The sequence below is a fragment of the Yersinia massiliensis genome (genome assembly GCF_003048255.1).
GTDB classification, from domain to species: Bacteria; Pseudomonadota; Gammaproteobacteria; order Enterobacterales; family Enterobacteriaceae; genus Yersinia; species Yersinia massiliensis_A.
This window is the reverse complement of record NZ_CP028487.1, coordinates 4,830,571-4,857,445: the sequence shown is the minus strand read 5'-3', so window position 1 is coordinate 4,857,445 and position 26,875 is coordinate 4,830,571. Positions and strand designations below refer to the sequence as shown.

The following is a 26,875-nucleotide window of genomic DNA, read 5'->3' as shown; positions in this document are numbered from 1 at the left end:
GAGCAGCTTGGCATTCTACACAGAGAGTTCGGGATATGTTGCAGTTCATACTCCGACGTTTGGGGCTAGTTATCCCAACGTTTATCGGCATTACGTTGCTCACCTTTGCTTTTGTCCATATGATCCCCGGCGACCCGGTGACCATCATGGCTGGGGAACGCGGTATCTCCGCAGAACGTCATGCGCAAATCATGGCGGAAATGGGGCTGGACAAGCCTCTATATCAACAATACTTCCAATATGTGCATGGCGTATTACATGGCGACCTCGGCATTTCGCTAAAAAGCCGTATTTCCGTATGGGAAGAGTTCGTCCCGCGCTTTAAAGCGACGCTGGAACTTGGGATCTGCGCGATGCTGTTTGCCATCGCCGTAGGGATTCCGGTTGGGGTGTTAGCTGCTGTCAAGCGGGGTTCAATATTCGATCATACTGCTGTGGGCGTCTCCCTGACGGGCTACTCAATGCCCATCTTCTGGTGGGGCATCATGCTGATCATGCTGGTGTCGGTGCAATGGAACCTGACCCCTGTCTCAGGGCGAGTCAGTGATACCGTATTCCTAGATGATAGCCTACCGCTCACCGGTTTCATGCTGATAGACACCTTTGTTTGGGGCGAACCGGGTGATTTTAAAGATGCCGTGATGCATATGATTCTACCGGCCATCGTCTTGGGCACCATTCCTTTAGCCGTCATCGTGCGTATGACTCGTTCCTCCATGTTAGAAGTGCTGGGCGAAGACTATATCCGTACTGCACGGGCCAAGGGCTTGAGCCGGATGCGCGTGATTGTCGTTCATGCTTTGCGTAATGCCTTACTGCCTGTCGTCACGGTTATTGGTCTGCAAGTCGGCACCATGCTGGCTGGAGCGATTCTGACGGAAACCATCTTCTCCTGGCCGGGGTTAGGCCGCTGGTTGATGGATGCATTGCAACGCCGTGATTACCCAGTGGTACAAGGTGGCGTGTTGCTGGTCGCTATCATGATTATTTTAGTTAACTTGCTGGTAGATGTGCTCTATGGCGTAGTTAACCCGCGTATTCGTCACAAGAAATAAGGGGCGCAGAATGTCTCAACTTACTGAGTCTACAGTAAAAAGTGCGCCGAAGCCGATGACTCCTTTGCAGGAGTTTTGGCATTATTTCAAGCGCAATAAAGGGGCTGTTATCGGCCTGTTTTACATCATTATCATGCTGGTTATTGCTGCTGGCGCGACTTGGCTTGCCCCACATGGGCCAGCAGAACAATTTCGCGATGCGTTATTGAAACCGCCAGTCTGGGAAGAAGGCGGTAGTTGGAAGTTTATTCTCGGTACTGATGATGTGGGCCGTGATGTCTTATCCCGTCTAATGTATGGCGCACGACTCTCGCTGTTAGTCGGTTGTCTGGTTGTGGTGCTGTCGTTAGTGATGGGCGTCATTTTTGGTTTACTGGCTGGGTATTTTGGCGGCGTTGTCGATGCCATCATCATGCGTATTGTCGATATCATGCTGGCATTGCCAAGTTTGTTACTGGCACTTGTCTTGGTAGCGGTATTCGGGCCTTCCATTGTCAACGCCTCGTTAGCGCTCACCTTCGTCGCTTTGCCACATTATGTGCGGTTAACCCGCGCAGCCGTACTGGTTGAGGTCAATCGAGACTATGTCACGGCCTCAAGAGTGGCGGGTGCGAGTGACTTGCGCCAAATGTTTATCAATATCTTACCCAACTGCCTTGCGCCATTAATTGTGCAGGCATCTCTCGGCTTCTCTAACGCTATTCTCGATATGGCCGCTCTCGGCTTCCTTGGCATGGGTGCGCAACCGCCAACACCGGAATGGGGTACCATGCTCTCTGACGTGCTGCAGTTCGCTCAAAGCGCTTGGTGGGTCGTGACCTTCCCGGGTGTGGCGATCTTGCTAACGGTTCTAGCGTTTAACCTGATGGGGGACGGCCTGCGTGATGCTCTCGACCCCAAACTCAAGCAGTAACAGAGGTAGAGAGAGATGGCACTTTTAAATGTAGATAAATTGTCGGTGCACTTCGGTGACGAAGGTGCGCCGTTCAAGGCCGTAGACCGTATCAGTTACAGCATTGATCAAGGGCAGGTGGTCGGGATTGTCGGTGAGTCTGGCTCCGGTAAATCGGTCAGTTCACTGGCTATCATGGGGCTAATCGATTTCCCCGGCAAAGTCATGGCTGACAAACTGGAATTCAATGGCCGCGACTTGACCAAGATTTCAGAAAAAGAGCGGCGTCAGTTGGTGGGCTCGGAAGTGGCGATGATCTTCCAAGACCCGATGACCAGCCTTAACCCATGCTACACCGTCGGTTTCCAAATTATGGAAGCGCTGAAGGTGCATCAGGGGGGGAACCGTAAAACGCGTCATCAACGGGCGGTAGACCTGCTCACATTGGTCGGTATTCCTGATCCGGCTTCGCGTTTGGACGTATATCCGCACCAGCTTTCTGGCGGGATGAGCCAGCGCGTCATGATCGCCATGGCGATCGCGTGTCGACCAAAATTACTGATCGCTGATGAACCCACAACGGCGCTGGATGTGACCATTCAGGCGCAAATCATTGAGCTACTGCTGGAATTACAGCAGCGTGAAAATATGGCGCTGTTGTTGATTACCCATGACTTGGCTCTGGTCGCCGAAGCGGCCCATCACATTATTGTGATGTATGCCGGCCAGGTGGTGGAAACCGGTAAATCATCAGAAATTTTCCGCGCGCCGCGACACCCGTATACGCAGGCATTACTGCGTGCCTTACCGGAGTTTGCTCAGGATAAAGCGCGGCTTGCCTCATTACCGGGTGTGGTGCCGGGTAAGTATGACCGCCCTGAAGGCTGCCTACTTAACCCACGCTGCCCGTATGCCAATGATCGTTGCCGCCGTGAAGAGCCTGAACTGCTGGGGCCAGCGGGGCGTCAGGTTAAATGCCATACACCGCTCGATGATGCGGGGAGGCCGACCCTATGAGCCAGAATAACACCGAAATGAAACCAGAATCCCAAGGCGCTAAGCCCTTGTTACAGGCCATTGACCTGAAAAAATACTATCCGGTCAAGAAAGGATTATTTGCGCCAGAACGCTTAGTTAAAGCACTCGATGGTGTTTCATTCACCTTAGAGCGGGGCAAAACCTTGGCCGTGGTAGGGGAGTCTGGTTGTGGTAAATCCACGCTGGGCCGCTTATTGACCATGATTGAAATCCCGACGGGCGGTGAGCTTTATTACCAAGGGCAGGATCTACTCAAGCCGGATGAAAGTGCGGAAAAACTGCGTCGGCAGAAAATCCAGATTGTGTTCCAGAACCCCTATGGTTCGTTGAACCCGCGCAAGAAGGTGGGGCAAATCCTGGAAGAGCCGCTGCAAATCAATACTAAGCTCAGCAGCAAAGAGCGCCGTGAAAAAACATTGGCGATGATGGCGAAGGTCGGCCTGAAAACCGAGCATTATGACCGTTATCCTCATATGTTCTCCGGCGGTCAGCGCCAGCGTATCGCGATCGCTCGCGGCTTAATGTTGAATCCTGATGTGGTGATTGCGGATGAGCCTGTCTCAGCACTGGACGTATCAGTGCGAGCACAGGTCTTGAACCTGATGATGGATTTACAGCAGGAGCTGGGGCTGTCTTACGTCTTTATCTCCCATGATCTGTCCGTGGTTGAACATATTGCCGATGAAGTGATGGTGATGTACTTGGGGCGTTGTGTTGAAAAAGGCAGTAAAGAGGCCATTTTTAACAATCCACGTCATCCTTATACGCAAGCATTGCTATCAGCGACACCACGGCTCAATCCCGATATGCGGCGTGAGCGTATTAAGCTGACGGGCGAGTTACCAAGTCCAATGAGCCCACCTCCAGGCTGCGCGTTTAATGCGCGTTGCCGTCGAGCCTTTGGTACCTGTACTCAGTTGCAGCCGCAACTGAAACAGTATGGTGACCAAATGGTGGCTTGTTTTGCCGTTGATCAGGATGAAGAGGAAAAAGCCAGCTAAGCCCAAATGGTTCTCTGACCATGGAGGCTGAAGTGATGTCACTGTGAGTGCCATGTACTGGTTTTAGGCCCTTTGCTGTATTGTTTTGTCTGAAAAAACCACATCAGAGTGAGAAATTGCACTCTGATGTGGTGATCATGATAGGAAAACACTGAAACCCACGGTATTCTTCCATTCCGGTCTTTTATCACCAGATAAAATCTGAAAGCGATCGAGTATACTCAGACAGAATCGACGGGTAGCCTATGACGTGGCCACCATTTTTTTTATTCAGTCGGCATTGGCGGAGAGCGAGTTTGCGGGTAAGGCGTTCATTAACGATTAAACAAATGGCGGCAGTGGCTGTTGTTGCATTGGTCACCATTTGTATTTTTATCGTCCTTCAGTTATTCCACTTTGTGCAACAGCGCAAGGATGATTACGCCAGGCAACTGGAGAGCATCGCTTATTCCGTGCGCCAACCCCTGTCTGAGGCTGTATTAAGCGTTGATATTCCCCAAGCAAAAAAAATCCTCAATAGCCTATTGCCAATAGGTATTCTCAGTCGCGCTGAAGTTATTTTGCCCAATCAAATTCAGGTATTACATGCTAACTTTCCCACTGAGCGGCCAGTACCTCGTTGGGCAAAACGTATTTTTTATCTACCGGTAGAAATAACTGTTCCCCTGTATGCGCTGGAACGGGTATCTGCGAATCCACAACCCTTAGCACATTTAGTCTTGCGTGCAGATTCGTACCGAATCTATCAGTTTATTCTCAGCGCGCTGTCAGCCATGCTATCGACCTATCTGTTGTTGGCATTGGTGCTCTCAGTTTCTATCGCTTGGTGTATTAATCGCCTCATTATTCATCCACTACGCGCGATGGCGAAAGAGTTGGAAAGAATGGGCCAGCAAGGCGTGCTTAATCACCAACTGACTTTACCTGCTCACCATCAAGATGATGAGTTAGGGGTACTGGTACACAATTATAATCGTAACCAGCAACTCTTAGCGCAAGCCTATACGGACATGAACCGTATCAATACGCATTATCCGGTTGCTGACCTGTCAGATCCGTATTTTGCAGAAGAAATACAAAGGCGACTGTCACAGAAAAACGATATTTTGCGGGCAATTGAAAATGGCAATTTCGAACTGTTTTTGCAACCGCAATGGAATATGTCAGAACAACGTGTTGTCGGGGCTGAAGCATTACTGCGCTGGCGTCAGCCTGATGGTCACTACCGGTTACCTGCCGAGTTTGTTCATGCAGCAGAAGAAAGTGGTGCAATGGTGCCGCTGGGTAGTTGGGTGCTGGAAGAAGCGTGCCGTATTATGGCCGACTGGAAGGCGCGAGGAGTCACCTTGTCGCTTGCGGTCAATATTTCAGGCTTACAGGTACAGAGCGATCAGTTCCTCCCACATTTGAAAGCCCTCATCAGTCAGTATGCAATTGATCCGCATCGACTCATCTTGGAAATTACCGAGACAGCGCGTTTACAGAATCTTGATGAAGCACTGATGTTGTTACGTGAAATTCGTGAGCTTGGGCTGTCCATTGCCTTGGATGATTTTGGGACAGGGTATTCGAGCCTACAGTACCTAAACCATCTAAAAAGCTTACCCATCAACATGATTAAGTTGGATAAGAGTTTTGTGAAATCCTTGCCACAAGATGATGTAATGGCACGTATTATCGTCACGGTTTCTGAAGTATTGAAGTTGAAAGTAATGGCCGAAGGGATAGAAACAGATGAGCAGCGCCAATGGTTGCTGCAATATGGCATCCAATGTGGGCAGGGTTTTTTGTTTTCGGAGGCGTTGGCGCGGGAGGAGTTTGAGTCTCGTTATACCCTTCGTCCTTGACGCCACAGCGTTGTTAGCTGCACTCGCGCACCCGAATCACTGACCAGTGTCAGCTCATCGGGATTTACTCGCTGGCTGCCTAGCTGTAACGCCAATGTCTTTGGGTAGCCCCTTCCTTCTGATGCCACAGCGTATATCCTTCGTCCTTGGCGCTACAGCGTTGTTAGCTGCGTTCGCGCACCCGAATCACTGACCAGTGTCAGCTCATCGGGATTTGCTTGCTGGCTGCCTAGCTGTAACGCCAATGTCTTTGGATATGGCTTCGGTTATTCCTTTTTTGTGTACATTTATTGCTGTGTTATGGCTGAAAATTAGTTTTTTCGTCTTCTGGGGAAAATCAAAATATTACCTCTTTATCTATTAAGTAATACTTATCTTTATGCCAGAATTCCTCCTAGATGGGCCCTGATAACTATCGATTGAGTCATTTCTTATAAAATCTGATAACAAAATTTAAAATATGTAAAAGTACTTAAACCTGATAATAATACCGTTAAGAAAATATTGGGCTGAAATCTATATTTCATTTTTTTACAGTCTTACAATATTATTACCCGCCGCGTCAACAATATTTTTCATGCGAATTTACCTTCCGAAAATAGTGCCAATCCCTTGTCACATCTGCGATATAACAGAAAAATTACAAAGCTTTGCTATGAGATAAATTTAATTTACTTTGAACCTTGTCACATAAGTGGATATTTGTGTCATTAATTTTGAACTATCAGTCATGGATCTCGGAACTTTATATCAAAATAAATAGAATGCTGTTTCATAACTATTGTTTGTATTTTTTTTGGGATATCGATGTTCTATTAAAATAAGGTAACCGTAATGAAAATTAAATTATTATCTCTGGCAGTAGCAACACTTCTTAGCACCAGTGCCGTCGCGGTAACAATTGACTATCGCCATGAAATGCAAGACCAAAGTGGCAACACTCATAAAGACCGCTTATTAATGTCCCACCGCTTCGCAAATGGCTTTGGATTGTCTCTAGAAGGTAAGTGGAAAGGCGCTCAAGATAAAGATAAGGCGTTTAATGAGACTGTCAGTAATGGGACTGAAGTTGTCGCGAGTTATGTTTATAAAATTGATAACACATTCTCTATTGAACCAGGCTTCTCATTAGACTCAAACTCTACCTCAAATAACTATCGTCCTTACCTGCGTGGTAAGGCAAATATCATTGACGATCTCTCTGTTTCCTTACGTTATCGCCCCTATTACAAACGCACCAGCGCCAATATTAATACCAGCAAAGACACATCTGAAAATGGTTATAATTTAACGAGTGTTATCAGCTATAAAATAGCTAAAGATTATCAATTAGATTATGAAATCGACTACAAAAAAGCCAATAAAGCCGGCGTCATATTATCGAACAATGAAAGCTACGATTGGACGCACGATTTTAAATTAACTTACAAGTGGGATAAGAATTGGTCCCCTTATATGGCTGTCGGTAATGTCTCAGGCAGTAAAGCTACTGACGAGCGCCAAACTCGTTACCGCGTCGGGATAAAATACAGTTTCTAATCCATGAGTGAAATTATCAGATTCTGATATTTGGGGTCACACCACACCATAACGGTTTTAACAGATAACAATTTTTGGCAGGTAACGGGTAATGAAAAAAAGAGCGTTATTTTTGAGTATGGCAGCATTGGCAACGCTGTATATACCAGCCGGACATGCAGCGGATACCGATCGCCTGACGGTAGTAAAGCAGTATGTCGATAATGTACTGAGCAAAGCCTCGGACACTTATCACGGTGATAAGCCCAGCCCGCTGCTGGCAGATGGTGTTGACCCCCGTACAGGGCAGCAAATGGAATGGATATTCCCCGATGGTCGTCGGGCGGTATTATCAAACTTCTCGGCACAACAAAATTTGATGCGTGTCATGAGCGGCTTGAGCCAGCTAAGTGGCGATAATCGCTATCAAAAGCGCGCTGAAGATATCGTTCGCTACCACTTCCAGAACTATCAGGATCCAAGTGGTTTACTCTTCTGGGGTGGGCACCGTTTTATTGACCTGAAAACGCTGCAACCAGAAGGGCCGAGTGAAAAAGAGATGGTACATGAGCTGAAAAATGCTTATCCCTACTATGACTTGATGTTTAGTGTTGACCGCGATGCCACCTCGCGCTTTATTCGTGGCTTTTGGAATGCCCATGTTTATGACTGGCGTATCCTTGAAACCAGCCGCCACGGTGAATATGACAAGCCGATGGGGGAGTTGTGGGAGAGCAAATTCGAACAGCAGCCGCCTTTCTTTGCCACCAAAGGACTCAGTTTCCTCAATGCGGGTAATGACCTGATTTATTCGGCTTCATTACTCTACAAATACCAGCAGGATCAAGGGGCATTAGTGTGGGCTAAACGTTTAGCTGATCAATACGTCTTGCCGCGAGATGCGAAAACAGGCCTTGGTGTTTATCAGTTTACACAAGCTCTGAAGCGAGAAGAGCCAACGGATGATGCTGATACGCACTCTAAATTTGGTGACCGTGCACAGCGCCAGTTTGGCCCTGAGTTCGGTGCAGGAGCGCTTGAAGGCAATATGATGCTCAAAGGGCGCACCAGTACGATTTATTCTGAAAATGCGTTGATGCAGCTGCAATTAGGCAAGGACTTAGGCCCTCAAGGGCAGGACTTGCTGAAATGGACTGTCGATGGCCTAAAAGCGTTCGCCAAATACGCTTACAACGAACAGGATAATACTTTCCGCCCGATGATTGCCAACGGGCAGGACTTATCAAACTATACCCTGCCGCGTGATGGCTACTATGGCAAAAAAGGCACGGTGATCAAGCCGTATAAAGCAGGTAACGAATTCCTAATTTCCTATGCCCGTGCCTATGCCATTGATAATGATCCGTTGCTTTGGAAAGTTGCTCGCGGTATCGCAAATGATCAGGGGTTAGGTGATATCGGTACAGCGCCGGGTAAAGAGATGAAGGTCAAGCTAGATACCACGAATAGCGACCCGTATGCCCTGTTTGCCTTGCTGGATCTCTATAACGCGAGTCAGGTTGCTGATTATCGGGTATTAGCAGAGAAAATCGGCGATAACATCATTAAAACTCGTTATATCGACGGCTTCTTTATGGCCTCACCGGATCGCCAATATGCTGATGTCGATGCTATCGAACCTTATGCATTACTGGCACTGGAAGCTTCACTGCGTAACAAGCCGCAAGCTGTCGCACCTTTCCTGAATGGGGCTGGTTTTACTGAAGGTGCTTATCGAATGGATGATGGTTCCGCGCGTATTTCGACCCGTGACAATGAAATCTTCTTGCTCAATGTCGGTGAGAAGCTGAAACCAAACGGTCGTAAATAGACCCAACAGTGGCCCGTGCTGGGGTCACTGCTGGTAAAAGTGTCGAGCAACGGCTTCCCAGGGTCTCTCTGCTCGGCGCTTTTCCCTTCGGGGGCTCATTTTTGCCCCCATCTTGAATACGATTTGCAACTGAGTTTCTGCAATCGAAGTTACAGCAATCAAAGTTACTGTAATCAAAATTACTGCAATTGAGCCACAATCAGCGGCCAGCGTGCATCGAACTCTTGTGTCGGTCTATAACGGAATTCAGAGCGAACAAAACGCGACAGCATCCCTTCACAAAATGCCAACAGCTGCGTTGCCAGTAAAGCCTCATCATGGATAAAGCCTTGCCCATCACGCAGTTTTTTCTCACGCAGCACCTGACGAAGTTGAACTTCAATACGCTCAAACAACTGGTTGATTCGGCCTTGCAAGCGATCTTGCTCAAACATTAATGCGTGCCCAGTCATAATCCGAGTGAGTCCTGGATTACGTTCGGCAAACCCTAATATCAACAAAAGGATCAACCGGAGACGATTGAACGTCTCTTTTTCATCTTGCAGAATCAAATTTATGCGGGACATCAAACTATCTTCGATGAACTCGATCAGGCTATCAAACATCCTCGTTTTACTGGGGAAGTGACGATAAAGAGCCGCTTCTGACACCCCCACAGTGGCGGCGAGTTTGGCGGTCGTTATGCGTTGGCTGCCATCGCTGGATTCCAGCATTTGCGCTAAAGCCTGCAAAATTTCCTCGCGCCTGTTCCTTTTCGTATTTTCTTTTTCTGCCATGTCCGAGTAGACCCTTGCTAAAAATAACTTAATAACAAAAACCCAAATACCGGCCACAGGGGATACCCAACCCCGGTGGCTTATGTGATAGCTTTTTTACGGTATCAAGGTCTGGGGGAGGTTATTGGCGTCCAGAATGACCAAAACCACCAGTACCACGTTCACTCAGGTCAAAATCTTCAACCAGATTGAATTCTGCTTGCACTACCGGTACAAACACCATTTGTGCAATACGTTCGCCGGGTTCGATAGTGAAAGGCTGTTGACCACGGTTCCATACGGACACCATTAACTGCCCTTGGTAATCAGAGTCAATCAAGCCAACCAGATTACCCAGTACGACACCATGCTTATGCCCTAACCCAGAGCGAGGCAAAATAACTGCGGCCAGTGCATTGTCACCAATATGTATCGCTAAACCTGTCGGCAGCAAGGTGGTTTGACCTGGTAATAGATCAACGGCCTCGTCTAAACAGGCACGTAAATCCAGCCCAGCAGAACCTTCGGTTGCATACGTTGGTAAAGGAAATTCATTGCCAACACGTGGGTCCAGAATTTTAATGTCGATTTTTTTCATCATAACGGCTGACAATCTCGTCTATTAAATGCTGACTGAGCAAGTGTTTATCGCTGAGCGGTAAACGTTTCTCTCCAGTCGGCCAAAAAAGGTGCAAGGCATTGGTGTCACTGTTAAAACCATGCTCTGCGAGCGATACATCATTAGCGCAAATAAGATCCAGGTTCTTTCGCGCCAGTTTTTGTCGCGCGTATTCTTCCACATTCTGGGTTTCAGCCGCAAATCCTACAACAAATGGACGGTTTTTCGCCATCGAAGCCACCCCTGCGACAATATCAGGGTTTTTCACTAACTTAAGGGTAATTTCGTCGCCCTGCTTTTTTATCTTCTCGTCAGAAACATGTACGGCGCGGTAATCCGCTACAGCGGCACAAGAAATAAAAATATTCTGCTGAGCGGCCAAATTCTGAACGGTTTGCTGCATTTCAAGCGCACTGACGACATCAATTCTATCCACACCTGCGGGCGTTGGGAGATTAACCGGCCCGGCAACCAGCGTAACTTTCGCCCCTCGAGCGGCGGCTGCTTGAGCGATGGCGAACCCCATCTTGCCTGAACTTTGATTGCTGATAAAGCGCACAGGATCAAGTGCTTCACGTGTTGGACCGGCAGTAATCATGACACTCAAATGTTGCAGGTCTTGTTTCGCAGAAAAATAATCATGCGCTAATTCGACGATTTCCAACGGGTCTAGCATTCTTCCTGGCCCAACATCACCGCAAGCTTGGCTACCACTGTCTGGCCCCCACAAAAGCACTCCGCGATTGGCGAGCGTTTGCAAATTCGCTTGGGTCGCTACTGCGCGGTACATTTGTTGGTTCATGGCGGGGACCGCTGCAACCGGTGCCGCTGTTGCCAAGCAGAGCGTCGTCAGTAGGTCATTCGCCATACCTGCAGCCACTCTGGCCAATAAATCGGCGGTGGCAGGAGCCATAATCACCAAATCAGCCCATTTACCCAGTTCAATATGGCCCATCGCGGCTTCAGCCGCAGGGTCGAGTAAATCATCAGAGACGGGATAACCCGAGACAGCCTGCAATGTGAGGGGCGTAATAAATGCCTTCGCAGCGGCGGTCATCACCACACGTACATCTGCACCTCTATCGCGCAAGCGACGTACTAGCTCTGGTGATTTATAGGCGGCTATACCTCCGCTAATCCCGAGCACAATCTTCTTGCCGGAGAGATGTTTGCCGGAAAGTCCCGTCATCATGATTGTCCGTATGAAAGCCCTAAGAGCCGATATTTTAGCATAATCGCCGAGCAGAATAGCTATCAGGGCATCTCCTGATGCCACCAATCATCAAATTTGCGAGACGTTACGCATGCTCTTCATGACGATGTCGCGTGACATAAAGCCTTCTGTCATGCTGCTTGCAAGATTTAGGGATGAGTGGAGCCAAGGAATGGATGAGTGGAATGGGCAGCTTGCGCCAAGAGAAAAATTACTTAAATACGGCGCTGCCGTGTTGTCAGATGCCGAATTACTTGCGCTTTTTCTGCGCACAGGTATCCCAGGTATGCATGTCATGAAAATGGCTGAAAGTCTGATTGAAGCTTTTGGTTCTCTTCACGGGCTGATATCGGCCGATTATAAGACGTTATGCGCACATAAAGGGGTAGGGACATCGAAGTACAGCCAGATTCAGGCGATAGGTGAACTGGCCAGTCGCTGCTTTTCCTCACACTTAATGCAAGAAAGTGTCCTGCTTAATCCCGAGGTTACGCAAAAATTTCTGCAAAATATTCTTTCTCACCGTGAACGAGAGATTTTTTTAGTGATGTTTTTGGATAATCAGCATCGTGTTATTCGCCATGAAGAGATGTTTACTGGTACCATCAACAGCGTTGAGGTCCATCCGAGGGAAATTGTGCGTGAAGCGCTGAAGGTGAATGCCGCCGCGCTGATTCTGGCGCATAATCACCCCTCCGGCATGGCTGAACCGAGCCAAGCTGACCGTTTAATGACAACGCAGGTGATTAAAGCCTGTTCATTATTAGACATTCGGGTGCTCGATCATTTAGTGGTAGGCCGAGGTGAATGTGTCTCATTTGCTGAACGCGGATGGCTTTAGTGAAATAATAATTGATCCTTTTAGGATCTTTAGCTGTTCGGGACTTGAGCACTTACGCTTCAGAGCGTATACTACGCCACCTTTGAGAATCTTGGGTTTGGCGTGAAGAGCCTATCTCAGCAGGTTTATAACCTGGTGACAGGGGTTTCTGACCTGATGACAGTGAGTCTTCTCAGTGAATTTGCTGAGATGGGCTCTAAAGCCTGACGAGGCGGCCAAATCCTATACGAAGCTCGAGCTGATTTGATTTTTGGAGAATAGACATGTCCCGAGTCTGCCAAGTTACTGGCAAGCGCCCGGTGAGCGGTAACAACCGTTCCCACGCAATGAACGCGACCAAACGCCGTTTTCTGCCGAACCTTCACTCTCACCGTTTTTGGGTTGAGGGCGAGAAGCGCTTTGTAACTCTGCGTGTATCTGCTAAAGGTATGCGTGTTATTGATAAGAAGGGTATCGAAACGGTCTTGGCCGAACTTCGTACCCGCGGTGAGAAGTATTAAGGAACTGAATCATGGCTAAAGGTGTTCGCGAGAAGATCAAGCTGGTTTCTTCTGCTGGTACTGGTCACTTCTATACCACTACGAAGAACAAGCGTACTAAGCCGGAAAAATTGGAACTGAAGAAATTCGATCCAGTTGTCCGTCAACACGTGATCTACAAAGAAGCTAAAATTAAATAATTTTAATTTTGGTGGATTAAGAAAACCCAGCTTCGGCTGGGTTTTTTATTATATAAAGTCCAGTGAGATACGTTTAGGGAGGTGACATGCCTGAATTACCAGAAGTTGAAACCAGCCGACGCGGGATCGAACCTTATCTTGTCGGCCAGACGATTTTGTATGCAGTGGTCAGAAACGCGCGCTTACGTTGGCCGGTGTCCGATGAAATTTTGGCACTCAGTGATCAACCGGTGTTGAGTGTGCAGCGTCGGGCAAAGTATTTATTGCTAGAGCTACCTACGGGCTGGATTATCGTGCATTTGGGGATGTCAGGCAGCTTGCGTATTTTGTCTGAAGAATCTGAAGCAGAAAAACATGATCACGTCGATTTGGTGATCAGCAATGGCAAAATACTGCGTTATACCGATCCACGCCGTTTTGGCGCTTGGTTATGGGCAAAAGACCTTGAAACCAGCAATGTGCTCGCGCATTTAGGGCCAGAGCCACTGAGTGATGATTTTACGGCTGAGTATTTGTTTGAAAAATCACGCAATAAACGCACGGTGATCAAGCAGTGGGTGATGGATAACAAAGTTGTGGTCGGGGTCGGCAATATTTACGCCAGCGAATCTTTATTTGCTGCCGGTATTTTACCTGATCGTGCCGCCGGTTCATTGATACAGGCTGAAATCGCGCGATTGGTCGCTACGATAAAGGCGGTGTTATTGCATTCTATCGAGCAGGGTGGCACGACATTGCGCGACTTTTTACAGTCGGACGGCAAACCAGGCTATTTTGCGCAAGAATTGCAGGTGTATGGGCGAGCAGGAGCGCCATGCCGCCATTGTGGGCAACTGATTGAAATAGCGAAACATGGGCAGCGCAGTACGTTCTTCTGTCGCCACTGCCAGCATTGATTTCCATCCAATAATAGCGATGAAAGTTAACTGAAATTAGGCCAGTTTCGATAATAGTGCTTTGGTCACTGGCGCAGGTAAGAAAGGCGTGATATCGCCACCGTGCCGCGCTACTTCTTTTACCAAGGAAGAAGAGATAAACGACCATTTTTCTGATGGCATCAGGAACACACTTTCTAGTTTTGGCATCAAATGGCGGTTCATATTGGCGAGCTGCCATTCATACTCAAAGTCAGATACAGAGCGTAAGCCCCGCACTAAAATTGTCGCATTGTGTTTTTTGGCAAATTCCGCCATCAGTTCACTGAATCCCACCACTTCAACATTTTTTAGCGGCGCGGTGACTTGTTTGGCTAACGCCACTCGTTCGTCCAACGTGAACATCGGTTTTTTGCTGGAACTGTCGGCGATAGCCAGAATCACATGACTGAACATTGCTGAAGCCCGTGTCACTAAGTCCAAATGCCCATTGGTCATTGGATCAAATGTTCCTGGGTAAATGGCTTTGGTCGTCATGAATTCTCACTTTTCTGAAGTTGATGGCTTAATGCCCACAGAGCCGCATATTTATTGAAAGTATATTGTGCATTGACCACAGCCAGCAAGAACCCTTGTTTACCATCAAGGAAGCCAGCACGTAGCAGCCATGTCTTACAAAATGCCCCAAGAGTATGACTGAGAATAGAAAAATAACCGCAACTTTTGCCTTGCTGATGGCGTTGAGTCGCCCATGCTTCAGCATAGTTAAGTTGTTTACGTTGAAAAGCAAAGAAGTCGCGGCAAGTTAGATGCAGTAAGTCGCCCGCCAAGGGAATAACCTTGGCAGATCCACTCGCAAGGGATTCATGAACTAAATCATCGTTGTAACGGAATTGGTGATGCGGGTACAAGCGGGTGACTCTATCAGGATACCAGCCGCTATGGCGCATGAAACGGCCTAAGAATAGGTTGCGCCGTGCAAGGCTATAAACTGCCCCCTCTTCTGGAGCTAATAGCACAGATTCGATAGCGACTTTCAGTTCAGGGGTAACACGCTCATCAGCGTCCAGCATCAGAATGTAATCACCACTGGCATATTGCTGAGCTAACTGCCGCTGTTTACCGTAACCCGGCCATTCGGTATTGCTATACACTTTCGCGCCAAATTGTTGAGCGAGTGCGACGGTTTCGTCTTCACTGCCTGAATCTAAAATGACGATTTCATCAGCCCAATTAACGGATGCCAAACAATCTGCCAGTAGTGAGGCTTCATTCTTGGTAATCATCACAACAGACAGACGCTTTTTGGCACTCATTAGTGGCTCCGTTGCGGTAGATAAGGCTCCAGCAAATGTAAAAGCCGTTGTAGGGCGCCCTGATTTTCATGCAGCACATCAACCGCATGGCGGCCATAATAGAGGCGGCAATCTTCATCTGTCAGCAGCAGGGTTATCTCTTTCACCAGCGATGAAGTGTCGGTGACGGTAATCAGGCCTTCGGCCTGTTCCAGCTTGGCACAGATGTCTTTAAAGTTAAACGTATGTGGCCCCATTAGCACGGGTATCGCATGTGCGGCTGCTTCCAGTGGATTATGACCACCACGCTCAACTAAGCTACCGCCAACAAAGGCTAAATCTGCGATTCCGTACAAGAGCATGAGTTCACCCATGGTATCGCCTATCACCACTTGTGTACTGGCTGAAGGAATCTCGCCTTTGCTGCGTAAGGTGTAACTCAACCCTGCTTTTTGCGTCAGTTCGACCGCTTTTGGAAAACGTTCGGGATGACGTGGCACCAGAATCAGCAGTAAGGTTGGGAAATGCACCAATAATTGCCGATGAGCCTCTAGCAAAATGGTTTCTTCGCCATCATGGGTACTGGTTGCAATCCACACCGGGCGGTGTGCTGCCCATTGGCTGCGTAATGTGACTGCTCTGGCGGCTAGTTCAGGGGTGACAGAAATATCAAACTTTAGGCTACCCGTTACCGTCAGTTGTGAGCGTTTGAGGCCCAACTCAATGAAACGATCCCCATCTTCTTTATTTTGTGCGGCGATCAATGTGATACGTTGCAGCATATTGCGCATAAAGCTGCCGATCTTTTTGTAGCCAGTAGCAGAACGAGCGGAGAGGCGCGCATTCGCAATCACCAGTGGTATCTTGCGGCGATAAAGGGCATTGATCAGGTTTGGCCACAGCTCTGTTTCCATGATGATCACCAGCTTTGGGTTGACCTGATCCAAGAAGCGATTGACAGAACCGGGGAGATCATAAGGCAGATAAACGTGATGAACATCTTTACCAAACGCTGACTGGACGCGCTCAGACCCAGTGGGGGTCATGGTCGTGACGGTGATAGGTAACGATGGGTAGCGGTGACGTAATGCCCTGACTAATGGGATAGCGGCTAAGGTTTCACCGACTGAAACGGAATGCAGCATGATACCGCCAGCAACCACTTTACCGGCACAGAAACCATAACGTTCACCCCAGCGCTTACGATAAGCGGGGGCTTTACGGCTACGTAACAGCAATCGTAACCAAATCAAAGGTTGAATAAGGTAGAGCAGTACCTGATATAAGCGCAGCAACATTCTATCAATTTCATTTATATGGATTACTAAGAATAATACCATATTTGTGCAAGAAAGGCTCTTTTCAGCGGGACACCGAAGATTGCCTGAATAGAGACAGGTTATTCATAAAAAAGAATATATATTCTGAACATTATGAGTAAACGAAAGCGGTAAAATGGATTTCATCTATTCAAAATTGAGAATGGGTTTCATTTCCATCCTTAGGCTGTTAGATATTTGGCTATAGATGCTATCACTCCATTTATCCATGGTGCTTTTACCTGATTTTAATCCTTTATTCAGCGAGTTATTATTTATCGTTCCAATTTGAGTTTTGTTGGTATGCTATTTCGTCATGAATGACTTAAGTAGATAAATCAATATGGATTATTAACAAAACCTGAGTTATATAATCCCCTTAATTATCTATAAAATTAATTAGCAGTGCTTAACAATAGTAAAATCAATAACCGCCGACTCTGATAATTACCAGAGCCGATTGTTATTAAAGAATAAACGCTTGGCGGCGAAAATTTAACCGACCAATCACTGCGGGATTAACACATTATTGTTTATGAAATCAATGCTTCTAATCGCGCCATAATGGTTTCAGCTGTAATAGTATCCATACTTTTTTGCTCGGAAATAACGGCAATCTGGTTTTCACCGTAACCCCCAATTAAACCTGGGTCGGTGGGACCGTACAACGTGATATTGGGGCGATTCAATGCGGCAGTAAGATGGCTTAGGCCCGTATCAACAGATACTACGGCTTTTGCACCGGCTAGAACCTCTGCCACTTGTTGGAGGCTGAGCTTAGGCAATACCTCAACATGAGGAAAATGCTCCGCTAGCCGTAAAGCACGTTGGTACTCATGCTCTGCGCCCCAAGGTAATTTGATTTTTAACCCCGTCGCGGCGACCTGCTCAATCAATTGCAGCCAACGGCTCTCAGGCCAGTGTTTACTGTCACGGGTTGTTGCATGCAAGAAAACCAAATACTGACCAGCATCGGCGGGCAACTGACTTAAAAAACGTGGCGCGATAGCATAGTCACCATAGCTTTCGGGTTTGTCATAACCCAGACTTTTGGCGAATAGCTGACGTGTGCGTTCAACCGCATGTTGCTTAGTGTCGATTTCATGTCGGCAGTTATAAAACCAACTGGCAAATGGTTCTCGCGCACTTTTGCAATCAGGACCATGCTTGACGCCTTTGGCGATGCGGGTAATGAGTGCGGCACTTTTAATGAGGCCCTGCGCATCAATCACCAGGTCATAACTCCGCTGTTGCACGACACGCTTAAAATCACAGCGTTCTTGGCGCGTGTCGGCACCAAACCAATTTTTGCGCCAACGCCGGATAGCCACTGGAATGACTTTATCTACCGCAGGATGCCAAGCCGGGACTTGGCTGAACCCCTCTTCGACCACCCAATCAAAGCGAATATCTGGTATTGCATGCATCGCATCTGTCAGCGCCGGAAGCGTATGTAAAACGTCGCCCATGGAAGAGGTTTTAACGATTAATACGTGCATTAATCTTCCTCTTTGGCTGAGCATTTTTGCGCAGCAAGCTGTTTTTCAAGGGCATCCATAACTTGCTCTGGCTGGATATCAATCAAACTCTGATGATAGCCCTGAGCGCTATCGCCTTTGCGCACTTTATGGTAGCCAGTAATCAGGCGAATGACGGTCGCTTTGTCAGACAGCGGCGGGGTAAAATCTGGGCTGCTTGGGCCATACAAGGCCACCAAAGGCTTATTTAAGGCTGCGGCAACATGCATTAGGCCTGAATCGTTACTGACGACAGCACAGCAAGCGGCAATCAGTACCACCGCCTGTTCCAGTGACGTTTGGCCTGCCAGATTGAGGCAATATTCACGGGAATCTTCACCCAGAGCCTGACGAATCTCTTCACCGGCTTCATTATCTTTCGCCGAGCCAAGCAAGATAACCTGATAACCCGCATCAATCAGTTTCTGCGCCAACGTAGCATAGTGATAGTGTGGCCAGCGTTTTGCTGGGCCAAATTCAGCGCCGGGGCAAAAACCAATAATCGGGCGGTTATCGCTAAGCTTATATGACTTTGTAATTTCTAAGATTTCGTCATCGTGAACCTGCAACTGGGGCCACAGTAGCGGCTGCGGTAAATCGGCCGCCGAATGAATTCGCTCTTTATCGTAGGCCAACGCAACATAGCGCTGAACCATCATTGGGAAGGCTTCTTTATCCAGTATTCGCATATCATTGAGCAAGAAATAGCGCATCTCGCCACGCCAGCCAATACGATGCTTAATCCCTGAAAAATAAGGTATCAGGGCTGATTTAAATGAATTTGGTAGCACGTAAGCACGGTCATAACCTGATTCACGTAAGGCCAAGCCCAAGCGTCGACGCTCATCAAAAGCAAAAGACCCGTGTCCTAGTGGCATGGGGATTGCGTGCCGCACTTCCGGCATTCGAGCCAAAAGCGGACGGCACCACGCGGGTGCCATCACATCAATAACGGCTGCCGGATATTCGGCCTTCAGGGTGCGGTAAAGACTTTGCGACATCATCATATCGCCAACCCAAGAAGGGCCGATGACCAGTATTTTCATACCGTTTATCAATTCCTTGCAGCAAATAATTTAGATTGAGCGGTTAAGCCACGCCAGATATTCTTTGACGCCTTCAGCGACAGTTTTGAATGGCTTGTCATAACCGGCAGCACGCAAATTAGTCAGATCGGCTTGCGTGTATGCCTGATAGCGGCCCTTCAGTTTCTCTGGGAATTCAATATATTCCACTGGCCCACTTTGGTGGAAATCAACCACGGCATCGGCGACAGCTTGGAATGATTCAGCGCGACCCGTACCGCAGTTGAAAATGCCGGATACACCGTTTTGCCAGAACCACAGATTAACGTCAGCCACATCACCCACATAGATGAAGTCACGTTTGAAGTTTTCGCTACCAGAGAACAACTTTGGTCTTTCTCCGGCATTGATCTGGTTATTCAGATGGAAAGCGACGCTCGCCATGCTGCCTTTGTGGCCTTCACGTGGGCCATAAACGTTGAAATAACGGAATCCACAAATTTGGGAATCAGCTTGCGGTAGGATCTCGCGTACATACTGATCGAACAAGAATTTGGAATAGCCATAAACGTTAAGCGGTTGCTCGTACTGGCGATCTTCGATGAAATTATCTGTACGCCCACCGTAAGTGGCAGCAGAAGAGGCGTACAAGAACGGAATACCGCGATCCAGACAGAAGTGTAGGATATCTTTTGAATACTGATAGTTGTTATCCATCATGTACTTGCCATCCCACTCGGTGGTGGAAGAGCAAGCACCTTCGTGGAAAATCGCATCAATATCGCCCATGTCGTCGCCGGCAACAATACTGGCAACAAAATCTTCTTTATCCATGTAATCAGCGATATCCAGATCTACCAGATTGACGAATTTAGTGCCGTCTTTCAGGTTATCTACGACTAAAATATCCTTATAGCCGATATTATTCAGTGCCTTAACAATGTTGCTGCCAATGAAGCCGGCGCCGCCAGTGACGATGATCATCAGGTTCACCCTTGTCAATCTTCTTGGTCGGGCACAATACCCGACACGCTAGTTGGCAATATCATAACATTTCATCGGGTAGCGCACAGCCGGAAGGGGTTAATCTCTCGCTTTCTGTGCTGCTTTAGGATTGTTCACCGTGATATGTGCTGCATTTTTTGCAATATAAGCCAAGGTTACTCGTCAGTTCACGTGTCAGACAGTAAAATGTAAGGCGAAACCGCCATTCTGGAGATAACTGCATGTCCCTGCCTTCTGAAAGAAACCCGTTTTATCAGCAACTCGAACAACAACTCAAAACTACCCGTGCTGAAGGGTTATATAAAAACGAACGGATTATCACTTCCGCTCAGCAAGCTGATATTTCTGTTGCTGATGGGAACCGCGTCATTAATTTTTGCGCCAATAACTATTTGGGCCTGGCAAATCACCCGCGACTGATCGCCGCAGCTAAAAAAGGTATGGATACACATGGCTTTGGTATGGCATCGGTGCGTTTTATCTGTGGTACGCAAGATGCTCACAAAGACTTAGAGCAGAAGCTCGCCAGTTTTCTAGGAATGGAAGATGCCATTCTCTACTCCTCTTGCTTTGATGCGAACGGCGGTTTGTTTGAAACCTTGCTCGGGCCAGAAGATGCCATTATCTCGGATGCGCTGAATCATGCCTCCATCATTGATGGCGTGCGGTTATGTAAAGCTAAACGTTACCGTTATGCCAACAACGATATGAGCGAGCTAGAAGCGCAGCTAAAACAAGCCAAGGCCGAGGGTGCACGTCATATTATGATTGCCACTGACGGCGTGTTCTCGATGGATGGGGTGATCGCCAATCTGAAAGGCGTTTGTGATTTGGCGGATGAATATCAAGCATTAGTCATGGTGGATGATTCCCACGCTGTGGGTTTTGTCGGAGCCAATGGGCGTGGGACGCATGAGTACTGCGAAGTGATGGATCGCGTTGATATTATCACTGGCACCTTGGGTAAGGCGCTCGGCGGGGCATCTGGTGGTTACACGGCTGGCCGTAAAGAAGTGGTTGAATGGTTGCGCCAGCGTTCACGGCCTTACTTGTTCTCCAACTCATTAGCCCCCGCTATCGTTGCCGCCTCAATTGAAGTGTTATCACTCTTGGAAGACGGTGCCGAACTGCGTGACCGTCTGTGGGCGAACGCTCGTCTTTTCCGTGAGAAAATGAGTGCTGCCGGTTTCACGCTGGCGGGTGCTGATCATGCCATTATCCCTGTGATGCTGGGTGACGCAACATTGGCGCAAGAGTTTGCCAATGCATTGCTGAAAGAGGGAATTTATGTCACCGGTTTCTTCTATCCGGTTGTTCCAAAAGGTCAGGCTCGTATCCGTACACAGATGTCGGCCGACCACACGACAGAGCAGGTAGAGCGGGCGATTGAAGCCTTTGTACGTATTGGTAAGCAACTTAACGTTATTGCGTAAGGAATATCATGAAAGCACTATCCAAACTGAAAGCAGAAGAAGGTATTTGGATGACCGATGTGCCGCAGCCAGAGCTCGGCCACAACGACATCATGATCAAAATTCGCAAAACCGCTATCTGTGGCACGGATGTACATATTTATAACTGGGATGAGTGGTCGCAAAAAACGATCCCTGTCCCAATGGTGGTCGGCCATGAGTATGTGGGGGAAGTGGTCGCCATTGGTCAAGAAGTGAAAGGGTTTAATATTGGTGATCGGGTGTCTGGCGAGGGGCATATCACTTGCGGGCATTGCCGTAACTGCCGTGGGGGCCGAACCCATCTTTGCCGCAATACGGTAGGCGTTGGTGTGAACCGACCGGGCTCTTTTGCTGAGTTTCTGGTGATTCCTGCTTTTAATGCCTTCAAAATCCCAGATAACATTTCAGATGAGTTAGCCGCTATTTTCGATCCTTTCGGCAATGCTGTGCATACCGCATTATCCTTTGATTTAGTGGGGGAAGATGTGTTGGTGTCCGGTGCTGGCCCGATTGGTATTATGGCTGCTGCGGTGTGTAAGCATGTCGGTGCTCGCCATGTTGTCATTACAGATGTGAATGAGTACCGCTTGGACCTGGCGCGTAAAATGGGCGTCACGCGGGCTGTTAACGTCAGTAAAGAGAACTTGAATGATGTGATGGCCGAGCTGGGTATGACAGAAGGGTTTGATGTGGGGCTAGAAATGTCAGGTGCGCCACCTGCATTCCGTTCACTGCTTAACTCCATGAATCACGGTGGCCGTATCGCGATGTTGGGGATACCGCCATCTGATATGTCTATCGATTGGAATCAAGTGATTTTCAAGGGGCTGTTTATCAAAGGAATCTATGGCCGTGAGATGTTTGAAACCTGGTACAAAATGGCAGCACTGATTCAGTCTGGCTTAGATTTAACGCCGATCATTACTCACCGTTTCTCTATTGATGAGTTCCAAGAAGGTTTTGATGCCATGCGTTCAGGGAAATCAGGCAAGGTCATATTGAGCTGGGATTAATTACTGATAAAAACAAGTTATTGATGGCAATAAGCGGGGCGACCATTATCTGGTCGCCCCGTTTGTTCTTCAGCCCATCATTGAGTATCCGTTTTTGGCTGATGGGTTATTGGTTCATCCACTTTTGGCTCATCAACCGGTACGGCTGGCATAAAATGAGGCGGCCAATAGCGCTGAATAAAGGTGACTGCAGGGCTTTGCATCAGGCTCTCGCCGATGATGCTGAACATCCTGTCTGCATAGATTTTCTCTGGCACATAATGGGCTTTCGCTTTGCATTGCTTAATGGCTTTTAGGCGATCATTTTTCGTGGGCTCACGCGGTGTTGATTTGCCCGATGAAGTCGTGCCACTGCTATGGGTTACAGGCTCATTCAGTAGTGCGCTTGGCCGGACCAATACGATGTCTGACGGCAGTTGAGGCAACATCTGTTGCAGCACTTTAATCGTCGCCGGATGTGGATGACCAATCGCAATAGCAGAGCCATTTCGGCGCGCTAATTCTACCGCGCGATTAAACTGTAGGCGGATAGCCGCTTCATTTTGTGAGTCATCCAAGAAGACTTTACGCTTAATCACTTTCACTCGAGTGCCATCGGCCGCTTTACTGGCTTGGCTATTACCAATCGTAACGCTGTCGAGGAAATAGAGCTGATAGTGCTCCAAGACCTGCATCACTTTCTGCATCCCACTTAAACTGGAGGTCATGGCGCTGCCCATGTGGTTATTCATGCCACTGGCGTAGGGGACGTTATTCACCGCTTGGCGAATAATGCGCTGGATCTCCTCACTGCTCATGGATGGCTGCAAGGTATCACGCTCCAGCGGCTGCTTGCTCAGCGGTGCCATTGGCAGGTGAATCAGGATTTCACGCCCTTGATTGTGGGCTTTAACCGCCATCTCTCGGGCATAAGGGGCATTGGGTAAGATAGCGACCGAAATAGGTAACGGCATCTGCAATATCTTGTTTTCGTTCTGTGGGCGATAACCAAAGTCATCGATGACAATTGAAAGCTTGCCTGCCTGTGCGGCGCTGGCGATAAGTAGTGTTGTCGCGATGATAAATCGGCGTGCGTTGAAATAGCGCAATACGTGTTCCCTAACGTTGTTCCCTATCTTCCTAACCAGGGTTGTGGGTTAACAGCTTGACCCTGACGGCGGATTTCGAAATAGAGTGATGGCTCACCCTGACCGCCACTGGTGCCAACGAGAGCAATCGGCTGGCCAGCTTTCACCTGTGCACCGACATTGACTAACGCGCTCTGGTTGTAGCCATATAAACTCATATCCCCTTTGCCGTGCTCAATCACCACGACCAGACCATAGCCTTGTAGCCAGTCTGCCAGCAAGACTCGTCCATCTGCAATCGCTTTGACTTCACTGCCTTCCGGTGCGGAAATCACCATCCCTTTCCAGCGAAGTTCCCCTTGTAAGGCTTCACCGAAACGATGCGTTACGTTACCACGTACAGGCCAGACAGCTTGAGCACCTGGGCGACCAAGGCCACCGGTACGAGCCATTAATGAGCGCTCACTTTCACTTGGTTTATAGCTGGAGCCCGTTTTCTTGGCTTGCTGCTCTTTGGCTTTTACCTGCTCGCGCACACGGGCGGCTTCTTTAGCTTCCCGCTCAGCACGGGCTTTTGCTTCCCGTTCTGCTTTGGCAATTTGATCACGCAACCGTGATTCGTTCAGCCTCAATTCTGCTAGACCCTGCTGATCTTTTTCCAGCGAGGCTTCTAACGAAGTGAGGGTTTTCTTGCGCGCAGTCCTTGCCTGTTCTAGCTTCTGCTGCTGGTTTTTTTGCTCATCCAACAGCGTTTTTTGCTGATTCTGTTTCTGTTCTAGCGTTTTTTTCTCTGCAGAGAGATCGGTACGAGTCTGTTCCAGCTCTTCAATAGATTTTTGTCGAGCTTCATTGAGATAACTGAAATAGGCCAAAATACGCTCACTGCGTTGGCTCTCTTCACCGCTTAAAATAAGCTGCAAACCACTGTGTTGGCCTTGCTTAAAGGCAGCATCAAGTTGTTTAGACAGCATATCTTGTTGCTGAGATTGTTGGTTTTGCAGCTTGGCAATAGAGGTCGTGAGCTTGGAAATGTCTTTGTCTAACTCAGTCAAGGTACCTTGAGTGTCGCGCAGGCTTCGGCTGGCTTGAGCAATGGTATTCTCTTGCTGTTTCAACTGATCCAGCAATGAGCTGCGTTGCTGTTTTTGCTGCTGAACACTTTTTTCTTTTTCGGCGATATCTTGCTGAAGGGTTTTCAACTGATTTTTGTTATCAGTTGTTTTTGCTGCTAAAGGGGCATCAGCGGCATTGACGGAAAATGGCAATAGCAATACGCCAGCGCAAAAAACGCTGGCGTACAGTGCTAACCACGGACGACGCCCCCACTGAGTCGGCAACGGAGTATTACGCTCTTCGTTGCCCGCAGGGGTATAGTCAGAAGCCATTGATATCGTGAATGCCGCTTTTTCCTTCATAACGAAGGATTATTCCACGATGAACAGCGGCTTACCAGTCATCTCTTTCGGGATTTCCATTTCCATCAGTGACAGCATGGTTGGGGCGATGTCAGAAAGTTTGCCACCCTCGACCGCTTTCACCTCTTTATTACCGACGTAAATAAGTGGCACAGGCAGGCTGGTATGGGCAGTGTGGGCTTGGCCGGTTGCTGGGTCACGCATCTGCTCAGCATTACCGTGGTCAGCGGTTACCAGCAATTGGCCGTCAACGGCTTTGACCGCGGCAACCACTTGCTCGATGCAATTATCCAGCGTTTCTACTGCTTTCACAGCCGCATCATAGTCACCGGTATGGCCGACCATATCGCCATTTGGATAGTTACAAATGATCACATCATATTTGCCACTGGCAATTGCGGCGACCAGTTTCTCGGTCAATTCGGCCGAACTCATTTCAGGTTGCAGGTCATAGGTTGCCACTTTTGGTGAGTTAATCAGAATGCGATCTTCACCTTTAAAGGGCTCTTCTACGCCACCGTTGTAGAAGAATGTGACATGCGCATATTTTTCAGTCTCAGAAATGCGTAGCTGTGTTTTGTCATGCTTCATCAGCCACTCACCGAAGGTATTCTCCAGTGATGCTGGTGGGTAAGCGCAGGCGACTTTAATGTCCGCAGCATATTCAGTCAGCATGATGAAATCGCCGAAATTAACCACTTTATCGCGTTTGAAACCGTCGAAATCGGCGTTAACAAAGCAACGGGTAATTTGACGAGCGCGGTCAGCACGGAAGTTCATGAAGATTAATGCATCACCATCGTTCATGGCTGCTTGAGCTTCGCCAGCGGCTTGAATCACGGTTGGTTTAACAAATTCATCATTCTCATTGCGAGCATAAGCGGCTTGCAGACCAGCGACGGCATTATCCGCAGTAAACTCGCCTTTAGCCTGCGTCAGTAAGTCGTAGGCCAGTTGGACACGATCCCAACGGTTATCACGGTCCATGGCATAGTAACGGCCAATAATCGACGCAATGCGGCCGTTACCCAATTCTGCAAATTTCTCAGTGAATCGTTTCAGTGAAGACTCAGCACTGCGCGGTGGAGTGTCACGTCCGTCGAGGAATGCATGAAGGTAAATGGCCGTTGCACCGCGTTTGGCGGCTAATTCAACCATTGCCAGAATATGGTCTTCGTGGCTATGTACACCACCGGCAGAGAGCAAACCCATGATATGAACTGCTTTGCCTGCTTTAACCGCGTTATCAACTGCTGTGGTTAGCGTCACGTTAGTGAAAAAATCACCGTCTTTGATCTCTTTATCGAGGCGAGTTAAGTCCTGATAAACGATGCGGCCAGCACCTAGATTTACGTGGCCCACTTCTGAGTTACCCATCTGCCCGTCGGGCAAACCAACATCCAAGCCGGAAGCTGCAATCAAGGTATGAGGTTGCTGCTGCCACAAGCGGTCCATGACCGGCGTTTTTGCATTCAGAATGGCGTTATCCTGCTGTTCTTCGCGGTGACCGTAGCCATCGAGAATAGTCAGAACCAGTGGTTTTTTAGTGCTCGACATTGCATAACCTCTTTCTTGTTCTATTGGGTATATATGTTGAAAGG

General features: G+C 48.2%; 26 protein-coding genes. 13 read left to right on the top strand and 13 right to left on the bottom strand.

Going from position 1 to position 26,875, the window contains the following annotated elements; translation table 11 throughout:
• The first annotated feature begins 35 nt into the window (after positions 1-35).
• The 5 genes from dppB (at position 36) to DA391_RS22575 (ending at position 5,833) form a co-directional block, all read left to right on the top strand.
• A complete protein-coding gene (dppB, locus tag DA391_RS22595; RefSeq protein WP_050082757.1) occupies positions 36-1,055 on the top strand; it encodes a dipeptide ABC transporter permease DppB in 1,020 nt (339 codons plus the stop codon).
• 10 nt (positions 1,056-1,065) lie between these two features.
• Positions 1,066-1,968 carry a dipeptide ABC transporter permease DppC gene (gene dppC, locus DA391_RS22590; protein ID WP_050082758.1) on the top strand — a complete coding sequence of 301 codons (903 nt, stop codon included), beginning with the start codon at positions 1,066-1,068 and terminating at the stop codon, positions 1,966-1,968.
• 15 nt (positions 1,969-1,983) lie between these two features.
• Entirely contained in the window at positions 1,984-2,964 is a 981-nt protein-coding gene (dppD, locus tag DA391_RS22585) for a dipeptide ABC transporter ATP-binding protein (protein WP_019213068.1), read from the top strand.
• 17 nt (positions 2,965-2,981) lie between these two features.
• Positions 2,982-3,986: a dipeptide ABC transporter ATP-binding subunit DppF gene (gene dppF / locus DA391_RS22580; RefSeq protein WP_050082831.1), complete on the top strand. Its 1,005-nt coding sequence runs from the start codon at positions 2,982-2,984 to the stop codon at positions 3,984-3,986.
• Positions 3,987-4,282: 296 nt separating this feature from the next.
• Positions 4,283-5,833 (top strand): EAL domain-containing protein, encoded by a 1,551-nt coding sequence (locus DA391_RS22575; protein ID WP_080994103.1) that lies wholly within the window; start codon positions 4,283-4,285, stop codon positions 5,831-5,833.
• On the opposite strand, the gene DA391_RS24275 is transcribed toward DA391_RS22575, so the two are convergent.
• Complete coding sequence (locus tag DA391_RS24275) at positions 5,815-5,961, bottom strand: hypothetical protein (protein WP_159074580.1); 147 nt, start codon at positions 5,959-5,961, stop codon at positions 5,815-5,817. The genes DA391_RS22575 and DA391_RS24275 overlap by 19 nt on opposite strands.
• Before the next feature lie 706 nt (positions 5,962-6,667).
• Here DA391_RS24275 and DA391_RS22570 point away from each other — a divergent pair.
• On the top strand, positions 6,668-7,372 hold the full coding sequence (locus DA391_RS22570) for an oligogalacturonate-specific porin KdgM family protein (protein ID WP_050082760.1): 705 nt from the start codon (positions 6,668-6,670) through the stop codon (positions 7,370-7,372).
• Positions 7,373-7,463: 91 nt separating this feature from the next.
• A complete protein-coding gene (locus DA391_RS22565) occupies positions 7,464-9,182 on the top strand; it encodes a pectate lyase (RefSeq protein ID WP_050082761.1) in 1,719 nt (572 codons plus the stop codon).
• Positions 9,183-9,361: 179 nt separating this feature from the next.
• On the opposite strand, the gene slmA is transcribed toward DA391_RS22565, so the two are convergent.
• The 3 genes from slmA to coaBC all read right to left on the bottom strand — a co-directional run bounded on the left by slmA (position 9,362) and on the right by coaBC (position 11,748).
• Positions 9,362-9,958, bottom strand: a complete 597-nt coding sequence (slmA, locus tag DA391_RS22560) for a nucleoid occlusion factor SlmA (protein ID WP_019213062.1) — start codon at positions 9,956-9,958, stop codon at positions 9,362-9,364.
• 121 nt (positions 9,959-10,079) lie between these two features.
• Positions 10,080-10,538: a dUTP diphosphatase gene (dut, locus tag DA391_RS22555; RefSeq protein ID WP_042807039.1), complete on the bottom strand. Its 459-nt coding sequence runs from the start codon at positions 10,536-10,538 to the stop codon at positions 10,080-10,082.
• Positions 10,516-11,748 (bottom strand): bifunctional phosphopantothenoylcysteine decarboxylase/phosphopantothenate--cysteine ligase CoaBC, encoded by a 1,233-nt coding sequence (coaBC, locus tag DA391_RS22550; RefSeq protein WP_050874345.1) that lies wholly within the window; start codon positions 11,746-11,748, stop codon positions 10,516-10,518. Before coaBC ends, dut begins: the two co-directional genes overlap by 23 nt.
• A gap of 193 nt (positions 11,749-11,941) precedes the next feature.
• On the opposite strand from coaBC, the gene radC reads away from it, so the two are divergent.
• From radC to mutM, 4 genes are all read left to right on the top strand, one after another.
• A complete protein-coding gene (radC, locus tag DA391_RS22545; protein ID WP_050082763.1) occupies positions 11,942-12,610 on the top strand; it encodes a RadC family protein in 669 nt (222 codons plus the stop codon).
• A 263-nt stretch (positions 12,611-12,873) separates the two neighbouring features.
• Positions 12,874-13,110, top strand: a complete 237-nt coding sequence (rpmB, locus tag DA391_RS22535) for a 50S ribosomal protein L28 (protein WP_019213058.1) — start codon at positions 12,874-12,876, stop codon at positions 13,108-13,110.
• 11 nt (positions 13,111-13,121) lie between these two features.
• The gene (rpmG, locus tag DA391_RS22530) at positions 13,122-13,289 is read left to right on the top strand and encodes a 50S ribosomal protein L33 (RefSeq protein ID WP_004392084.1); all 168 of its coding nucleotides are present in this window, start codon (positions 13,122-13,124) and stop codon (positions 13,287-13,289) included.
• Between the two features lie 86 nt (positions 13,290-13,375).
• Positions 13,376-14,185, top strand: a complete 810-nt coding sequence (gene mutM / locus DA391_RS22525) for a bifunctional DNA-formamidopyrimidine glycosylase/DNA-(apurinic or apyrimidinic site) lyase (RefSeq protein ID WP_108088220.1) — start codon at positions 13,376-13,378, stop codon at positions 14,183-14,185.
• Between the two features lie 36 nt (positions 14,186-14,221).
• Here mutM and coaD read toward each other — a convergent pair whose 3' ends face one another.
• The 6 genes from coaD to rfaD all read right to left on the bottom strand — a co-directional run bounded on the left by coaD (position 14,222) and on the right by rfaD (position 20,304).
• Positions 14,222-14,701: a pantetheine-phosphate adenylyltransferase gene (gene coaD, locus DA391_RS22520; RefSeq protein WP_050082765.1), complete on the bottom strand. Its 480-nt coding sequence runs from the start codon at positions 14,699-14,701 to the stop codon at positions 14,222-14,224.
• Positions 14,698-15,480 (bottom strand): glycosyltransferase family 2 protein, encoded by a 783-nt coding sequence (locus tag DA391_RS22515; RefSeq protein ID WP_050082766.1) that lies wholly within the window; start codon positions 15,478-15,480, stop codon positions 14,698-14,700. The genes coaD and DA391_RS22515 overlap by 4 nt, the downstream gene beginning before the upstream one ends.
• A complete protein-coding gene (gene waaA / locus DA391_RS22510; RefSeq protein ID WP_050874343.1) occupies positions 15,480-16,757 on the bottom strand; it encodes a lipid IV(A) 3-deoxy-D-manno-octulosonic acid transferase in 1,278 nt (425 codons plus the stop codon). The genes DA391_RS22515 and waaA overlap by 1 nt, the downstream gene beginning before the upstream one ends.
• Positions 16,758-17,311: 554 nt before the next feature.
• On the bottom strand, positions 17,312-18,277 hold the full coding sequence (gene rfaC / locus DA391_RS22505) for a lipopolysaccharide heptosyltransferase RfaC (protein ID WP_108088219.1): 966 nt from the start codon (positions 18,275-18,277) through the stop codon (positions 17,312-17,314).
• A complete protein-coding gene (rfaF, locus tag DA391_RS22500; RefSeq protein WP_050874338.1) occupies positions 18,277-19,341 on the bottom strand; it encodes an ADP-heptose--LPS heptosyltransferase RfaF in 1,065 nt (354 codons plus the stop codon). Before rfaF ends, rfaC begins: the two co-directional genes overlap by 1 nt.
• A 30-nt stretch (positions 19,342-19,371) precedes the next feature.
• Entirely contained in the window at positions 19,372-20,304 is a 933-nt protein-coding gene (rfaD, locus tag DA391_RS22495) for an ADP-glyceromanno-heptose 6-epimerase (RefSeq protein ID WP_019213051.1), read from the bottom strand.
• A gap of 242 nt (positions 20,305-20,546) precedes the next feature.
• Here rfaD and kbl point away from each other — a divergent pair, with 242 nt between their 5' ends.
• Together kbl and tdh are read left to right on the top strand one after the other, a co-directional pair.
• Positions 20,547-21,758: a glycine C-acetyltransferase gene (kbl, locus tag DA391_RS22490; protein WP_050082771.1), complete on the top strand. Its 1,212-nt coding sequence runs from the start codon at positions 20,547-20,549 to the stop codon at positions 21,756-21,758.
• 8 nt (positions 21,759-21,766) lie between these two features.
• Positions 21,767-22,792, top strand: coding sequence for an L-threonine 3-dehydrogenase (tdh, locus tag DA391_RS22485; protein WP_004876921.1), 1,026 nt, complete (start codon positions 21,767-21,769; stop codon positions 22,790-22,792).
• 77 nt (positions 22,793-22,869) lie between these two features.
• On the opposite strand, the gene DA391_RS22480 is transcribed toward tdh, so the two are convergent.
• The 3 genes from DA391_RS22480 to gpmM are packed head-to-tail and all read right to left on the bottom strand — an operon-like array spanning position 22,870 to position 26,831.
• Positions 22,870-23,880 carry a divergent polysaccharide deacetylase family protein gene (locus tag DA391_RS22480; RefSeq protein WP_108088218.1) on the bottom strand — a complete coding sequence of 337 codons (1,011 nt, stop codon included), beginning with the start codon at positions 23,878-23,880 and terminating at the stop codon, positions 22,870-22,872.
• Positions 23,881-23,903: 23 nt separating this feature from the next.
• Positions 23,904-25,244 carry a murein hydrolase activator EnvC gene (envC, locus tag DA391_RS22475; RefSeq protein ID WP_409994402.1) on the bottom strand — a complete coding sequence of 447 codons (1,341 nt, stop codon included), beginning with the start codon at positions 25,242-25,244 and terminating at the stop codon, positions 23,904-23,906.
• A gap of 39 nt (positions 25,245-25,283) precedes the next feature.
• Positions 25,284-26,831, bottom strand: coding sequence for a 2,3-bisphosphoglycerate-independent phosphoglycerate mutase (gene gpmM, locus DA391_RS22470; protein ID WP_098905096.1), 1,548 nt, complete (start codon positions 26,829-26,831; stop codon positions 25,284-25,286).
• Between the last annotated feature and the right edge of the window lie 44 nt (positions 26,832-26,875).

What these genes read in the sequence shown, in the direction of transcription:
- waaA (WP_050874343.1), bottom strand. Translation starts at nt 16,757, where the DNA reads ATGTTGCTGCGCTTATATCAGGTACTGCTCTACCTTATTCAACCTTTG.
- kbl (WP_050082771.1), top strand. Translation starts at nt 20,547, where the DNA reads ATGTCCCTGCCTTCTGAAAGAAACCCGTTTTATCAGCAACTCGAACAA.
- slmA (WP_019213062.1), bottom strand. Translation starts at nt 9,958, where the DNA reads ATGGCAGAAAAAGAAAATACGAAAAGGAACAGGCGCGAGGAAATTTTG.
- dppB (WP_050082757.1), top strand. Translation starts at nt 36, where the DNA reads ATGTTGCAGTTCATACTCCGACGTTTGGGGCTAGTTATCCCAACGTTT.
- rfaD (WP_019213051.1), bottom strand. Translation starts at nt 20,304, where the DNA reads ATGATCATCGTCACTGGCGGCGCCGGCTTCATTGGCAGCAACATTGTT.
- envC (WP_409994402.1), bottom strand. Translation starts at nt 25,244, where the DNA reads ATGGCTTCTGACTATACCCCTGCGGGCAACGAAGAGCGTAATACTCCG.
- DA391_RS22515 (WP_050082766.1), bottom strand. Translation starts at nt 15,480, where the DNA reads ATGAGTGCCAAAAAGCGTCTGTCTGTTGTGATGATTACCAAGAATGAA.
- gpmM (WP_098905096.1), bottom strand. Translation starts at nt 26,831, where the DNA reads ATGTCGAGCACTAAAAAACCACTGGTTCTGACTATTCTCGATGGCTAC.
- coaD (WP_050082765.1), bottom strand. Translation starts at nt 14,701, where the DNA reads ATGACGACCAAAGCCATTTACCCAGGAACATTTGATCCAATGACCAAT.
- dppF (WP_050082831.1), top strand. Translation starts at nt 2,982, where the DNA reads ATGAAACCAGAATCCCAAGGCGCTAAGCCCTTGTTACAGGCCATTGAC.
- radC (WP_050082763.1), top strand. Translation starts at nt 11,942, where the DNA reads ATGGATGAGTGGAATGGGCAGCTTGCGCCAAGAGAAAAATTACTTAAA.
- dppC (WP_050082758.1), top strand. Translation starts at nt 1,066, where the DNA reads ATGTCTCAACTTACTGAGTCTACAGTAAAAAGTGCGCCGAAGCCGATG.
- rfaC (WP_108088219.1), bottom strand. Translation starts at nt 18,277, where the DNA reads ATGCACGTATTAATCGTTAAAACCTCTTCCATGGGCGACGTTTTACAT.
- rfaF (WP_050874338.1), bottom strand. Translation starts at nt 19,341, where the DNA reads ATGAAAATACTGGTCATCGGCCCTTCTTGGGTTGGCGATATGATGATG.
- dut (WP_042807039.1), bottom strand. Translation starts at nt 10,538, where the DNA reads ATGATGAAAAAAATCGACATTAAAATTCTGGACCCACGTGTTGGCAAT.
- coaBC (WP_050874345.1), bottom strand. Translation starts at nt 11,748, where the DNA reads ATGATGACGGGACTTTCCGGCAAACATCTCTCCGGCAAGAAGATTGTG.
- dppD (WP_019213068.1), top strand. Translation starts at nt 1,984, where the DNA reads ATGGCACTTTTAAATGTAGATAAATTGTCGGTGCACTTCGGTGACGAA.
- tdh (WP_004876921.1), top strand. Translation starts at nt 21,767, where the DNA reads ATGAAAGCACTATCCAAACTGAAAGCAGAAGAAGGTATTTGGATGACC.
- mutM (WP_108088220.1), top strand. Translation starts at nt 13,376, where the DNA reads ATGCCTGAATTACCAGAAGTTGAAACCAGCCGACGCGGGATCGAACCT.
- rpmB (WP_019213058.1), top strand. Translation starts at nt 12,874, where the DNA reads ATGTCCCGAGTCTGCCAAGTTACTGGCAAGCGCCCGGTGAGCGGTAAC.
- DA391_RS22570 (WP_050082760.1), top strand. Translation starts at nt 6,668, where the DNA reads ATGAAAATTAAATTATTATCTCTGGCAGTAGCAACACTTCTTAGCACC.
- DA391_RS22565 (WP_050082761.1), top strand. Translation starts at nt 7,464, where the DNA reads ATGAAAAAAAGAGCGTTATTTTTGAGTATGGCAGCATTGGCAACGCTG.
- rpmG (WP_004392084.1), top strand. Translation starts at nt 13,122, where the DNA reads ATGGCTAAAGGTGTTCGCGAGAAGATCAAGCTGGTTTCTTCTGCTGGT.